This window comes from Allobosea sp. RAF48, assembly GCF_052114025.1.
In the GTDB taxonomy this organism is placed as follows: Bacteria; Pseudomonadota; Alphaproteobacteria; order Rhizobiales; family Beijerinckiaceae; genus Allobosea.
In genome coordinates this window covers 243946-256915 of sequence record NZ_JBFRDZ010000001.1, presented here as the reverse complement: position 1 = coordinate 256915, position 12970 = coordinate 243946, and the positions used below count along the sequence as shown (strand labels likewise).

The window sequence follows — 12970 nt, the reverse complement described above, 5'->3', positions numbered from 1 at the left end:
TTCTCCTCGGACATCTGGGGGTGCGAGCGTTTCGAAATCGGTTCTGTCGCTCGGCGTTCGAAAACGCGTTGTAGCGAATGGATTTTCGAAGTGCGAGGGATTTCATCGACGATTATTGCGACTTTCGGCTAGTTCCGAGGCATGTCTTGGCTCGCTCCTGCGGCGATGCTTAAAGCGGTCATGATCGAGACCGAAAACCTGCGCCTGCGCCGCCCGGAGATCGACGACCTCGACGCGATCCACGCCATGCGCAGCAACCCGGATGTCGTTCGCTACCTGGGCGGCCGGATGCTCAGCCGGGAGGAGGCCTGGCATCGGCTGACCCGCATCGCCGGCCATTGGGCTCTGCGCGGATACGGCATGTTCGTGGCGGTCGAGAAGCGCAGCGGCGCCTTTGTCGGCGAGATCGGTCTGTTCGACGGCTGCCGGGGGCTGTCTCCGGATTTCGACAATGCTCCGGAGGCCGGGTGGATTCTCGCGGCGTCGGCGCATGGCAAGGGCTATGCGACCGAGGCGGCGGCTGCTGCTCACCATTGGTTTGCTGCAACCCATGGCTCACGGCGCAGCGTCTGCATCATCGCGCCCGAGAACCTCGCCTCCCTACGCGTGGCACAAAAGCTCGGCTACAAGGGCTTCGGACAGGTCGAATATCAGGACCACCCGGTGCTGATGCTCGAACGCATTCCGGGCTGAGGAACGTCCGCAAGGAGACAGGCATGGATCAGGACAAGCTCGACCGGTTGCGGCAGCGCTATGCCGGCGCCAGCGGCGGCGACATTCACGATCCGCGATTCGCCAAGGTCGCGGCCGGCCAGTTCTCCGGCGATCGGCGCAAATGGCCTTTCGCGGACGTCGCGACCTTCGTCGGTGCGCCATATCGCCCGAATGCGCTTGCCAAGCCCGATCTCGGCGGGCTCGACGTCGCGATCATCGGCGTGCCGATGGATCTGGGCGTGACCAACCGGGCCGGCGCCCGTCTCGGCCCGCGCGCCGTCCGCGCCATCGAGCGGATGGGGCCCATGGATCACGTGCTCGGCACGGCGCCCTTCGCTATGATCAAGGCCGCCGATATCGGAGACGTGCCGTTCCGCTCGCGCTACTCGCTCGAAAGCTGCCACGAGGATATCGAGGCGACCTTTAGCAGCATCGTCGAGGCCGGTGTCTCGCCGCTCGCGGTTGGCGGCGATCACTCCATGACCTATTCGATCCTCAAGGCCGTCGGCGCAAAGCGCCCGGTCGGCATGGTGCATATCGACGCCCATTGCGACACCTCCGGTCCCTATGAGGGCTCGAAGTTCCATCACGGCGGACCGTTCCGCCAGGCCGTGCTCGACGGCGTGCTCGATCCCGAGCGCGTCATCCAGATCGGTATCCGCGGTGGTGCGGAATACCTGTGGGAGTTCTCCTACGAGTCCGGCATGACCGTGATCCACGCGAATGAGGTCGACGATCTCGGCCTTGATGCGGTGATCGCCAAGGCGCTGGCCGTGATCGGTGACGGGCCGACCTACGTCTCCTTCGATGTCGATTCGCTCGACCCGGGTTTTGCGCCTGGAACCGGCACGCCGGAAGTCGGTGGCTTGACGCCGCGCGAGGCGCTGGCGATTTTGCGCGCGCTCAAGGGGCGCGACATCGTGGCGGCTGATGTCGTCGAGGTCGCGCCGCAATACGATGCGACCAGCAACACGGCGCAATGCGCGGCGCAGGTCCTCTTCACCGAGCTCTGCCTTCTGGCGGAGGCTCGCGCCGCAGGAAAAGGAAGACCATGACGAGGTTCGGTTCGATCGCACGGCTCGCCGCTCTGGGCGGGGCCTGCCTCTTGGGGCTCGCTGCTCGCGCCGAGGTGCCGCAGAACGGATCGGCCTATATGGACGCCGCCTTCGCCTCGGTGGAGACGATGATCAAGGCTTCGGAGGGCAGGCCGACCCTGCCGCGCCTGGCAGATCCCGTCGAAGGCAAGGTGCTGGCTGATGTCTGGGACGAGCCCGCCATTCTCGGGAAAAAGCCCTATACGGGCGCGGACATTCCGGCGCTGCTCAACATCGTCCAGAAGCAGACCCGGATCCTGCAGGCCTACACCCTGTTCTCGCCCGATCGGAAGCCGCCGGACACGGCCAGGAACGTCGTCGATTTCCAGGATGAGCTGACGCGGACCCATGCCTTCTTGCTGAAGGCCGTTGCCGCATCGCTCCAGGCGATCAACAATTTCGGCGCGCATCTGCAGGCCGACGAGAAGACCGAGGCTCGCTTTCAGGGCATCCGGCAGATGCGCCTCGGCCTGCAACAGATCGTGGCCGGAGCGTCGCTGGCGCTGCGCAATCCGGCGCTGAAGCCTGAGAATCAGCTTCTGATCGCGCGCAGCCTTGCCGAAAATGCGGCCGATATCGCCGCAGGCGTCGCGCCTGCGGATCGGCAGGCGATGATCGCGGCCCTGCAGGCGGCTCAGCCGGTTCTGAAGCCGGATGCGAAGAAGGCGGTCGGCGAATTCATCCAGACCGTTTCGGCGGCGCCCTGCGACGGGCTCTGCCGGCTCAACTGAGGTGATCGGCCGGTATCCCGGCCGTTCATCGGTGTCGTCAGCGCCGCGCCGCCAGCCAGATCACATGCCGCGCCCCGCCGCCCGTCCGGCGGGCGCGCGCCGTGACCTCCTCGGTAACGAAACCCGCGCTGCGCAGGCGCCGGGTGAAGCCGTGGTCCGGCCCCGATGACCAGACCGCCAGGATGCCGCCCGGCCGCAGCGCCTCCTTGGCGGCCTGCAGCCCTCCTGCAGCGTAGAGCCGGTCGTTGCCGGCGACTGTCAGCGCTTCCGGCCCATTGTCGACATCGAGCAGGATCGCGTCGTAGCGGCCCCTGGCGTTGGCGATGACGCCGGCCACGTCGGCAACGGTCAGCTGTGCGCGCGGATCGTCCAGGCAGCCGGCGAAGACCGCCGCCATCGGCCCGCGCGCCCAGTCGACGACGGCGGGGATCAGTTCGGCCACCTCGACCTCCGCATCCGGCGGCAGATGGGCGAGGGCGGCCCGCAATGTGAAGCCCATCCCAAGCCCGCCGATCAGCATTTTGATCCGGGAGCGCTCAGCCAGCCGCTCGCAGACCAGCTTGGCCAGCGCTTCTTCCGAGCCGCTGAGACGGCTGTTCATCAGCTCGTTGCTGCCCAGCATGATCGAGAATTCGCTGCCTCGCTGCTTCAGGCGCAGGTCTCCGCTGCCGTCGGGCAGGGGGGCGCTGTCGAGGACTGTCCAGGGAATCACGTTGCTCTCACCATTGTTGGAAGCGGTCTTATAGCCGCATCCCAGCGAATCGCGGGGTGCGGATCGATATGTCCGTGACGCATGAGATATCGTCGTTTCTGCTGGTGTCTTGGCGTCTTGGGAATGGCTATTTCATGCTGCGGCGCAGCATTGTGCCGCCATCCCTTCGAAAGCCGACCATGAGCCTCGCCGCGCACGATCGCAGCCTGAACGCAGGCACGTCCGCCTTTCGCACGACCTCGGTCGGGCTGGTGCTGTTCGCGCTCGCCATGGGCGGTTTCGCGATCGGCACCACCGAATTCGCGGCGATGAGCCTGCTGCCCTATTTCTCCGCCGGCCTCGGCATTGACGAGCCCACCGCAGGGCACGTCATCAGCATCTATGCGCTCGGAGTCGTGGTCGGCGCGCCGCTGATCGCCGTGCTGGCCGCGCGGGTGCCGCGCCGCACGCTGCTGATCGGGCTGATGACCGTCTTCGCCATCGGCAACGGCCTGAGCGCGCTGGCGCCGAATTATCACTGGATGTTGGCCTTCCGCTTCCTGAGTGGCCTGCCGCATGGCGCCTATTTCGGTGTCGCGGCATTGGTCGCCGCCTCGCTCTCGCCGCCGAACCGCCGGGCGCAATCGGTGGCGCGGGTCATGCTTGGCCTGACGATCGCGACGATTCTCGGCGTTCCCGCCGCGAGCTGGATGGGGCAGGTGCTGGGCTGGCGCTCGGGCTTTGCCATCGTCGCAGGGCTGGCCCTGCTGACGGTCCTGCTGATCGCCCTCTACGCGCCGCGCGACAAGGTCCAGCCGGGCGCGAGCCCGCTGCGGGAGCTCGGAGCGCTGAAGCGCCGGCAGGTCTGGCTGACGCTCGCCACCGGCGCGATCGGCTTCGGCGGGCTCTTCGCGGTCTACGCCTATTTGGCCTCGACCCTGATGGCCGTGACCGGTGCTTCGCCCGCACTGGTTCCGGTCGTGCTCGCCGTCTTCGGGCTCGGGCTGACGTTCGGCACTCTCTTCGCCGGTTGGGCGGCGGACCGGGCGCTGGTTCCGGCAACTGCGGGACTTCTGCTGTGGAGTGCCTTCTGGCTCGCGGCTTTCCCCTTCGCTGCCGGTAACATCTGGGCGGTGTCGCTGGTCGTCTTCATGGTCGGCAGCGGCGGCGGTCTCGGCGCCATGCTGCAGACTCGCCTGATGGACGTTGCGGAGGATGCGCAGACGCTGGCCGCCGCGCTCAATCACAGCGCCTTCAACACCGCCAACGCGCTCGGCCCCTGGCTCGGCGGCATGGTGATCGCTGCCGGCTACGGCTGGACCTCGACCGGCTGGGTCGGTGCTGCGCTGGCTCTGGGCGGCCTCGCGATCTGGATCGTCGCGGTCATCGATGCGCGCCGCTAGGCGCGAGGCCCGGGCGGAGTTCCTGCGCCGGCCCGTCTTCGTCTTTGGCAGCATTGACGCCGTTGCCGGTGCCTTGGGCGTGGGCGGCTGCGAAAAGCTGCGTCGATCCCTCTTGCGGGTGGCACGAAACTGCGCCCAATCTGTCGCAACGGAGCCGGACCGGGGACAAGGGTAAATCCGGCGGTTCCGAAACTGCGGGAGGTTCCATGCAAGGTTTCGTTCGTTTCGTCGCCGCTGCGGCGCTGACGCTGGCTGGTGCGACAGGCGCTCTCGCCCAGGCCAAGGAGTGGAAGGAGATTCGGATCGGCACGGAAGGTGCCTATCCGCCCTACAACAACCTCAACGCCAAGAAGGAGCTCGAAGGCTTCGAGATCGATTACGGCAATCTGCTCTGCGAGAAGATGAAGGTGAAATGCACCTGGGTGGTGCAGGATTGGGACGGCATCATCCCGGCGCTGCTCGCCAACAAATACGACGTCATCTTCGCCGGCATGAACGCGACCGACGAGCGCAAGAAGCGGGTCGATTTCACCGCGGTCTACAGCAAGACGCCGATCTGGGCGATCGGGCCGAAGAGCACCAAGTCGGACGACATCTCGCCGGCGGCACTCAAGGGCAAGTCGGTCGGCACGCAGGGCTCGACCATCCACGCCAACTATCTCGAGAAGTTCTACAAGGATTCCGACATCCGCCTCTACCCGACGCAGGAAGAGGCCAATCTCGATCTGATCAACGGCCGCCTCGACTACATCGTCGCGGACGCGCTCGCGCTTTCCGATTTCCTGCGCGGCAAGGGCAAGGATTGCTGTCGCAAGATCGCCGAGGTGAAGCGCGACGATGCCATCCATGGCCCCGGCGTCGGCGGCGCAGTGCGCAAGTCGGACCCCGAGCTGAAGGAGAAGATCAGCAAGGCCATCGCCGAGACGATGGCCGACGGCTCGCACAAGAAGCTCGAGGACAAGTGGTTCAAGTACGACTGAGCCGGCCGTCCTGAACCGTTTCCGCCGGCCCGGCCGGGCCGGCGGGCATAAGCTTCTCCTGCTCCGGCATCTCCATGCTCGATAAATTCGCGCTGCTCGGCTTCGGCCCCGAAGGCTGGGGCTGGGCCCTGCTGCAGGGCGCCGCCGTCACGATCTCCATCGCGCTGGCAACGCTGCCTTTCGGACTTGCGCTGGGGCTCATCGTCGCGCTCGGCAAGCGCTCCGACAATGCGCTGTGGCGTGGTCTCGCCACGCTCTACACCACGATCTTCCGTGGCGTGCCCGAGCTGCTCACGCTCTACATCATCTATTTCGGCATCCAGATCCTGCTTCAGCAGCTCTGGCAGAGCCTCGGCCTGCCGGGTTCCTTCAGCATGCCGCCCTTCGTTGCGGGCATGGTCGCGCTCGGCGTCGTGCTCTCGGCTTTCTCCAGCGAGGTCTGGGTCGGCGCGCTGAACTCGATCCAGAAGGGCCAGCGCGAGGCGGCTGCGGCGCTCGGCCTTAGCAAGGCCCAGGCCTTCCGCCTCGTCGTGCTGCCGCAGCTCGTTCGGGTGGCGCTGCCCGGTCTCGGCAACAACTGGATGGTGCTGCTCAAGGAGACCTCGCTGGTCTCGGTCATCACCCTGCCGGACATCATGTTCATCACGACCCGCGCCAATGTCGTCACCAAGGAACCCTTCCTGTTCTTCGGCGCGGCGATGATGATCTACCTGATCTTCTCGCTCGTCTCCGCACGGACGATCGACGGGCTGGAACGGCGCGCCAATCGCGGCTTCGCCGCCTTCGGAGGCGCGACGCGATGAACTGGTGCGAATATCCCGGCTGGTTCTTCGGCAGCGAGGTCCTGCAGAACTACGGCTGCCGGATGGCGTCGGGCCTGTGGATCACCGTCGAGCTTGTCTTCTTCTCGGTGCTGCTCGGCTTCGTGATGGCGTTCGGGCTCGCCGTCGCAAGGCTTTACGGCACGCGTTGGGTAGCCCGGCTGGTCAGCGGTTACACCACCTTCTTCCGTGGTACGCCGCTGCTCTGCCAGCTCTTCCTCGTCTATTACGGCCTCGGCCAGTTTCGTCTGTTCTGGCAGGATATCGGGCTGTGGTGGTTCTTCCGCGACCCGTTCTACTGTGCGCTCCTCACCTTCACGATCAACACGGCGGCCTATCAGGCCGAGATCCTGCGCGGTGCCATCCAGTCGATCCCGCGCGGGCAGTTCGAGGGCGCGCTGTCGCTCGGCTTGCATCGCTGGGCGACACTGCGGCTCGTCGTGATGCCGCAGGCGATGATTCTCGCGCTGCGCCCGCTCGGCAACGAGCTGATCGTGATGATCAAGGCCAGCGCCATCGCCTCGCTGGTGACGCTGTTCGACCTGATGGGCGCGACGCGGCTCGCCTTCGCCCGCTCCTTCGACCTCTCGATCTATCTCTATGCGGCGCTGATCTATCTGGTGCTGGTCGAGATCATCCGGCGCGTCTGGGACCGGGTGGAGCTCAGACTCAGCCGGCATCTGGCTCTGCGCTGAGCCGGGTGTAGCCGACTCAGCCGGGCAGGGTGAGGACGACGGCGCCGCGCGGGGTCGCGACCACGGTATGCTCGTACTGGACGGTGGGCGCGCGAGGCTCGCTGTAGAGTGTCCAGCGATCGCCATCTTCTTGTTCCGCCCAGTCCGCACCCAGCGACAGGAACGGCTCGACGGTGAAGACGAGCCCGTTTGTCATGGTCCGGCGTTCCCGGCGGTTGGGCCAGGTCGCGATCTCGGTCGGCTCCTCATGGAGCGAGCGGCCGACGCCGTGGCTCGCCAGGTTGCGCACGAGCGTATAGCCGTTCTTGTCCGCGAAGCGCCCCACGGCCTGGCCGATGCCGGCGAGAGGCTTGCCGGCGCCGACCTGCCCGATGCCGGTCCATAGTGCGCGCCGGCCGTCGCGGCACAGTCGCTCCAGCTTGGGCTTGACCGGCGGCACAGCGAAGGAAGCGCCGGTATCGGCGAAGAAGCCGTCCTTCTCCGCCGAGACGTCGATATTGACGAGGTCGCCCCCGAGAATGCGCCGTTCGCCTGGAATGCCGTGGGCGATCTCCTCGTTGACGCTGATGCAGGTCGCGCCGGGGAAGTCGTAGGCCAGTTCGGGGGCCGGGCGTGCGCCGTGCCGCTCGAGGAAATCGCGCCCGATGGCATCGAGCTCCGCCGTGGTCATGCCGGGCTCGAGCGCCTTGCCCATGGCGGCGAGCGCGCGGGCCACGATCCCGCCGATCTCCTTGAGCGCCTGCAGTTCGTCGTCGTTCGATATGGTCATGGACCCGAGCTAAGCTGCCGGCGTCCCGGCTGCAACGGAAAATGCCGCATGGGCCGCTGGCGCGCATCCTCCTTCCCGGCTCGGCAACGGCGCGCTAAAGCGTGTCAGTCTTCAAAAAGGAGCGGGAGCTGCTCATGGCCAAAGTCGCGTTCATCGGTCTCGGCGTGATGGGATATCCCATGGCGGGCCATCTCAAGGCCAAGGGCCATGACGTCACCGTCTACAACCGCAATCCGACGAAGGCTCAAGGATGGGTCGCCCAGCATGGCGGCGTCTCGGCGGCGACGCCGGCCGATGCGGCGAAAGGCCAGGAGATCGTCTTCGCTTGTGTCGGCAATGACGACGATCTGCGTTCGGTGACGACAGGCGAAAACGGCGCCTTCGCCGGGATGGATAAGGGTTCGATCTTCGTCGATCACACCACGGCTTCCGCCAATGTCGCGCGCGAACTTGACGAGGCGGCCAAGCAAGGCGGCTTCGGCTTCGTCGACGCGCCCGTCTCCGGCGGACAGGCTGGCGCCGAGAACGGCGTGCTGACCGTGATGTGCGGCGGCGACCCGGAGGTCTATGCCCGCGCCGAGCCGGTCATCGCCAGCTTCGCCCGGATGTGCCGTCTGATGGGCCCGGCCGGCTCCGGCCAGCTCACCAAGATGGTCAACCAGATCTGCATCGCTGGCCTCGTTCAGGGCCTGTCGGAGGGCGTGCATTTCGCCAAGCGCGCCGGGCTCGATGTCGAGACCATGCTGGAGGTGATCTCCAAGGGGGCCGCCGGCTCCTGGCAGATGGAGAACCGCGGCAAGACGATGAACCAGAACAAGTTCGACTTCGGCTTCGCCGTGGATTGGATGCGCAAGGACCTCGGTATCGTCCTCGACGAGGCCCGCCGCAATGGTGCGCAGCTGCCGGTTACCGCGCTCGTCGACCAGTTCTATGCCGAGGTGCAGAAAATGGGCGGCAATCGCTGGGATACCTCCAGCCTGATCGCCCGCCTGGAGCCGTAAAGCGGCGCTGCCCAACGAAATCCTGAGACGGGCCCTCGTGGCCCGTCGACCGTCAGGCGGGTCCTCTCGAAGGATTGGAGCGGCGGTCCAGCTTCAGCCTGGAATCCGGCCGCACGCGCTGCCTGTGCATGGTGTAGAGCCCGCTGCCGACAATCAGCCCGATGCCGAGAAAGGCGAAGAGATCGGGCACGTCGCCCCAGACGAGATAGCCCAGCAGTGTCGCGAAGACGATGATGGCGTAGCGGTACTGCGAGATGACGCCGACATCGGTGCGGCGAAACGCGCTGATGATGAAGAAGGTGCCGACCGTGACCAACACGGCAGCCAGGGCGACATAGACCGTCTCGAGCCGCCAGACCGGTAGCCATTGCTCGGTCAGGCCGTAACCGAGCGCGACGGTGCCGACGAGGACCGTCGTCGTGAGCGAAACGACTGTCGAGGGCACGTCGTCGCCGATGGTACGGGTCGCAAGATCGCGGCAGGCAACAAGCAGGGTGCTAAGCAGGGCGACGAGCGCTGCGGAATTGAAGGAAGCGGCGCCCGGCTTCACCACGAAGAGCACGCCGATGAAGCCGACGGTCAGCGCCAGCGTCCGTCGCCAGCCGACGCGTTCCATGCCGAGTACGACCGCAAGCGCCACGATGAGCAGGGGCGAGGCCATGTTGATCGCGGTGATGTTGGCGAGCGGCAGCAGCCCGAGCGACCAGCCGAAAGTCAGCGCGCTGAAGGCCTCCAGAACCCCGCGCAGCAGCACGCGCGGCCGGAAGGCCATTGCGAGGCGGTCGCTCTCGCGGGCGAGGAAGACAAGCCCTAAACCGACGACGATCGCGAAAGCCGTCCTCAGCGCGATGGCTTGACCGGCCGGGTAGGTTTCGCGCGCCAGCTTCATCAGCGTGTCGTTGACGACGAAGAGCGACATGGCCGCGAGCATGAAGATGATGCCGCGGCGATTTTCGGCTGCGCTGGCCAAAGGGGTATCCTGCTGGAAAGGCTCAGGCCGCGAAGCGGGAAAGCGAGAAGGGAGCGAGGTCGAAGGGTGAATGGCCGGTGGTCGACAGATCGGCGAGGATTTCGCCGATCGCGCTGGCGAATTTGAAGCCATGCCCCGAGCAGGCCGAAGCGAAGAGGGCCTGCGGCACGCCCGGCACCGTGTCGATGATGAAGTCCTCGTCCGGTGAGACGGTGTAGACGCAGCCTTTGACCGTCAAAGGCTCGCCCGCAGCATCGGGAAGATAGCGCGTGAGGCACTCCCGAATGAGCCTGACCTGATTCTCGCTCGGTGTCCGGTCCGGCTCGCGCGGATCCATCGGCTCGCGCCCGAAATGCGGGCCGCCCAGCTTGAAGCCGGGGTGCTCGTAAAGCGGGAAGCCGTAGAAACTGCCTTCCTCGACGCTGAGGATGAAGACGGGGAAGGCGCCTTCGCGGAAAAGCTCCGGCCGGTGCGTGGTGAACCAGCCGATCGCCTGCTTCACCGTGTTGACCCGCTGCGACAAGGCCGGCACCGCGTCGGCGATCCAGCCGCCCGAGGTGATGACGAGGCGGCCGGCGGAATAGGTCCCGCGCTCGGTACGCACGATCACGCCGCCCTGTGCGGTCGGCGTCCAGTCCAGGAGGGGCTCGTTGGTGCGGATGTCGGCGCCGTGCGACTGCGCCAGGCCGACATGGGCATAGATCGCCTTCTCCGAGGCGACGAAGCCCCCATCCGGCTGCCACAGGCCGATATGCCCGGCCGGCAGTTGGAAGCCGGGAAAACGACGCATCACCTCGGCGCCCTCCAGCACCTCATGGGCCAGCCCGTGGTCGAGGCAGGATTGCAGCGAGGACTCGACCGGTCCGCCGCCCTTCGGCGCGAGATCGAGCGAGCCGGTGACATGGAGCAGCTTGAGCCCTGCCTGCCGGCCGGTCTCGGCCCACAGCTCATGCGCCCTGCGCACGATCGGGACGTAGTGCGAGCCCTCGAAATAGGCGAGCCGGATGATCCGGCTCAGGCCATGGGAGGAGCCCATGGCGTGGCCGAGGTCGAAACGCTCGAGCCCCAGAACCTTCAGGCCGCGCTGGGCGAGGTGCCAGCACGCCGCCGACCCCATGGCGCCGACCCCGGCGACAATGACGTCATAGCTGTGCTGGCTCATGGCTCGTGCCCGTCAGACGTGGAAGGCCAAGCTATACCGGCCCCCGGGATGACGGTCCAATGCTTCTGCGGCACACGAGCCGTGCAGGCGCCGAGGAAGCTTTTTGTTAACGCTCGCCACCCATAACCGGATGCAGGGCTGACCTTAGGTGAGACTGGGCTGGGGATGCAGGGCAGGATACGACGCTGGCTGAGCGCCCGAACTCCAGCGGGCAGCGAGGCTTTACCTGACCCGGTGACGGTCGAGCCAGCCGAGACGACCGCTCTGCAGATCGCCCCCCGCGACCTTTCCGTTCGCGACGCGGTGGATGACATCGAGCGCGATATCCTGTTCGCGATGAATCGGCTCACGAAGGAGCTGGGCGAGGTCGAGAAGCTGTCGGCCGATTCCGAAAGCGGTTCGCGCACCATTCTGGAGAGCGCCGGCAGCATGCGCATGGCCGTTGGCGCCGCAAGCGAGAACGCCTCGGTCGTGGCTGCGGCGACGCAGCAGGTTTCGCAGTCGGCCGAGCAGGTCGACAGCGCCATGGCGAGCGTCCGCGACCGGCTCGACGCCGCGGTAACGCGCGCGGGCCAGGCCACCTTGATGCTCGATGGGCTGGCCGAGGCGACCGGCGAGATCCGCGGGATCGTCGATTCCATCGCGGAGATCGCCCGCCAGACCAATCTGCTGGCGCTCAACGCGGCAATCGAGGCGGCCCGCGCCGGCGAGGCCGGGCGCGGCTTTGGCGTCGTCGCCCATGAGGTGAAGACTCTCTCCATCGCGGTGAGCGAGGCCGTCGAGCATATCCGCAGCCGGGTCGATCGCCTCACCCACGCAGCGCAAAGCTCGACCGGCATCGTCAACGAGGCGCTGCAGATCGTGCGGGACGTCAATCCGCTTATGAGCACGATCAGCCAGGCCTCGCAGGAACAGGCGTTCTCGACGGCGGAGTTGTCGCGCAACGCCGTTGAGACCGCGCTTTTCGTCGAGGACGTCGCACTCCGTGCAAATGAAATCGACCGGATTGCCCATGCCACGGTCGCCGAAAGCGAACGGGCCCGCCGCGCTTCGGAAAAGGGGAGCCGGCTGGTCGGCCGCATGCTCCGGCGCTTCAAGCCGGTGCTGAGGCATTCGGCTTTCGCCGATCGGCGGCGGTTCGATCGCTTCCCGACAGTCCGCCGCGCGCAGCTGAAGCTCGGCGATATCGATCTCTCGAGCCGCATCGTCGATGTTGGCCGAGGCGGAGCCCTGCTCGCCGGTACCCAGGCCGTCCGCGTCGGCGGTGAGGCCGGCATGATCACGATCGACGGGCTGCCACCGATTCCCTGCCGCATGGCGGGGCAAAGCGAGCATGGATTGCACCTCGCCTTCGACCCCGACGCCGTCGCCGGCAGCGACGCGCTGGCGCAGATGATCGAGGACATCGAACGCTCCTATCGGCCGCTGATCGAGCGCGCCCAGGACTTTGCCCGGGAAGTGGCTGCGGCGATGGAAGCCGCGATCGAGAAAGGACTGATAGCGGAGGAGGAACTGTTCGAGGCGAACTATGCGCCGGTTCCCGAGAGCGAGCCGCTCCAGTATCTGAGCCCGAGCCTGCCGGCTCTGGAAGTCGTCCTGCCGCCCTTGCTGGAAAGGACGCTCGCCAGCGACCCTCGCCTGGTCTTCGCCGTGCCGAGTGATCGCAATGGTTACGTGCCGGTGCATCATACGGGGACGTCGCAGCCGCAACGCAGCTACGATCCGGCGTGGAATGCGGTCCATGCCTGCAACAGGCGTATTCTCGATAGCCGCTCCGGCATCAGCGCGAGCCGCTCGGTGCGTCCGTTCATGGTCCAGCTCTGCCACCATGACTTCGGTAACGGGTGCAGCGAAGCTCTCAACGAGATCAACGCGCCGTTGCGGGTGCGGGGGCGCCACTGGGGCGGTGTCCGGATGGCCTACAGGCTCTGACGGCCAC

Annotated in this window: 13 protein-coding genes; 9 read left to right on the top strand and 4 right to left on the bottom strand. The window is 66.5% G+C overall.

Features of this window, described 5'->3' with window-relative positions; translation table 11 throughout:
• The first annotated feature begins 180 nt into the window (after positions 1 to 180).
• From AB4Z10_RS01280 to AB4Z10_RS01270, 3 genes are read left to right on the top strand one after another with little or no spacing between them, the layout of a single operon-like run.
• A complete protein-coding gene (locus tag AB4Z10_RS01280; RefSeq protein WP_441468549.1) occupies positions 181 to 693 on the top strand; it encodes a GNAT family N-acetyltransferase in 513 nt (170 codons plus the stop codon).
• A 23-nt stretch (positions 694 to 716) separates the two neighbouring features.
• Complete coding sequence (speB, locus tag AB4Z10_RS01275) at positions 717 to 1769, top strand: agmatinase (protein WP_441468548.1); 1053 nt, start codon at positions 717 to 719, stop codon at positions 1767 to 1769.
• Positions 1766 to 2539: a hypothetical protein gene (locus tag AB4Z10_RS01270; protein WP_441468547.1), complete on the top strand. Its 774-nt coding sequence runs from the start codon at positions 1766 to 1768 to the stop codon at positions 2537 to 2539. The genes speB and AB4Z10_RS01270 overlap by 4 nt, the downstream gene beginning before the upstream one ends.
• 37 nt (positions 2540 to 2576) lie before the next feature.
• Here AB4Z10_RS01270 and AB4Z10_RS01265 read toward each other — a convergent pair whose 3' ends face one another.
• Positions 2577 to 3251 carry a spermidine synthase gene (locus AB4Z10_RS01265; RefSeq protein ID WP_441468546.1) on the bottom strand — a complete coding sequence of 225 codons (675 nt, stop codon included), beginning with the start codon at positions 3249 to 3251 and terminating at the stop codon, positions 2577 to 2579.
• Positions 3252 to 3430: 179 nt separating this feature from the next.
• Between AB4Z10_RS01265 and AB4Z10_RS01260 the strand changes: the two genes are divergently transcribed.
• The 4 genes from AB4Z10_RS01260 (at position 3431) to AB4Z10_RS01245 (ending at position 7129) form a co-directional block, all read left to right on the top strand.
• Entirely contained in the window at positions 3431 to 4633 is a 1203-nt protein-coding gene (locus AB4Z10_RS01260; protein ID WP_441468545.1) for an MFS transporter, read from the top strand.
• A 206-nt stretch (positions 4634 to 4839) separates the two neighbouring features.
• Positions 4840 to 5613: a transporter substrate-binding domain-containing protein gene (locus AB4Z10_RS01255; RefSeq protein WP_441468544.1), complete on the top strand. Its 774-nt coding sequence runs from the start codon at positions 4840 to 4842 to the stop codon at positions 5611 to 5613.
• A gap of 74 nt (positions 5614 to 5687) precedes the next feature.
• Positions 5688 to 6416 carry an ABC transporter permease gene (locus AB4Z10_RS01250; RefSeq protein ID WP_441468543.1) on the top strand — a complete coding sequence of 243 codons (729 nt, stop codon included), beginning with the start codon at positions 5688 to 5690 and terminating at the stop codon, positions 6414 to 6416.
• Positions 6413 to 7129, top strand: a complete 717-nt coding sequence (locus AB4Z10_RS01245) for an ABC transporter permease (RefSeq protein ID WP_441468542.1) — start codon at positions 6413 to 6415, stop codon at positions 7127 to 7129. The genes AB4Z10_RS01250 and AB4Z10_RS01245 overlap by 4 nt, the downstream gene beginning before the upstream one ends.
• A gap of 16 nt (positions 7130 to 7145) precedes the next feature.
• Here AB4Z10_RS01245 and map read toward each other — a convergent pair whose 3' ends face one another.
• On the bottom strand, positions 7146 to 7898 hold the full coding sequence (gene map, locus AB4Z10_RS01240; protein ID WP_441468541.1) for a type I methionyl aminopeptidase: 753 nt from the start codon (positions 7896 to 7898) through the stop codon (positions 7146 to 7148).
• 134 nt (positions 7899 to 8032) lie between these two features.
• On the opposite strand from map, the gene AB4Z10_RS01235 reads away from it, so the two are divergent.
• Positions 8033 to 8899, top strand: coding sequence for an NAD(P)-dependent oxidoreductase (locus tag AB4Z10_RS01235; protein WP_441468540.1), 867 nt, complete (start codon positions 8033 to 8035; stop codon positions 8897 to 8899).
• A gap of 52 nt (positions 8900 to 8951) precedes the next feature.
• On the opposite strand, the gene AB4Z10_RS01230 is transcribed toward AB4Z10_RS01235, so the two are convergent.
• Entirely contained in the window at positions 8952 to 9869 is a 918-nt protein-coding gene (locus AB4Z10_RS01230; protein ID WP_441468539.1) for a DMT family transporter, read from the bottom strand.
• 22 nt (positions 9870 to 9891) lie between these two features.
• The gene (solA, locus tag AB4Z10_RS01225) at positions 9892 to 11031 is read right to left on the bottom strand and encodes an N-methyl-L-tryptophan oxidase (RefSeq protein WP_441468538.1); all 1140 of its coding nucleotides are present in this window, start codon (positions 11029 to 11031) and stop codon (positions 9892 to 9894) included.
• A 234-nt stretch (positions 11032 to 11265) separates the two neighbouring features.
• On the opposite strand from solA, the gene AB4Z10_RS01220 reads away from it, so the two are divergent.
• Positions 11266 to 12963, top strand: a complete 1698-nt coding sequence (locus AB4Z10_RS01220) for a methyl-accepting chemotaxis protein (protein ID WP_441468537.1) — start codon at positions 11266 to 11268, stop codon at positions 12961 to 12963.
• Positions 12964 to 12970 lie beyond the last annotated feature (7 nt).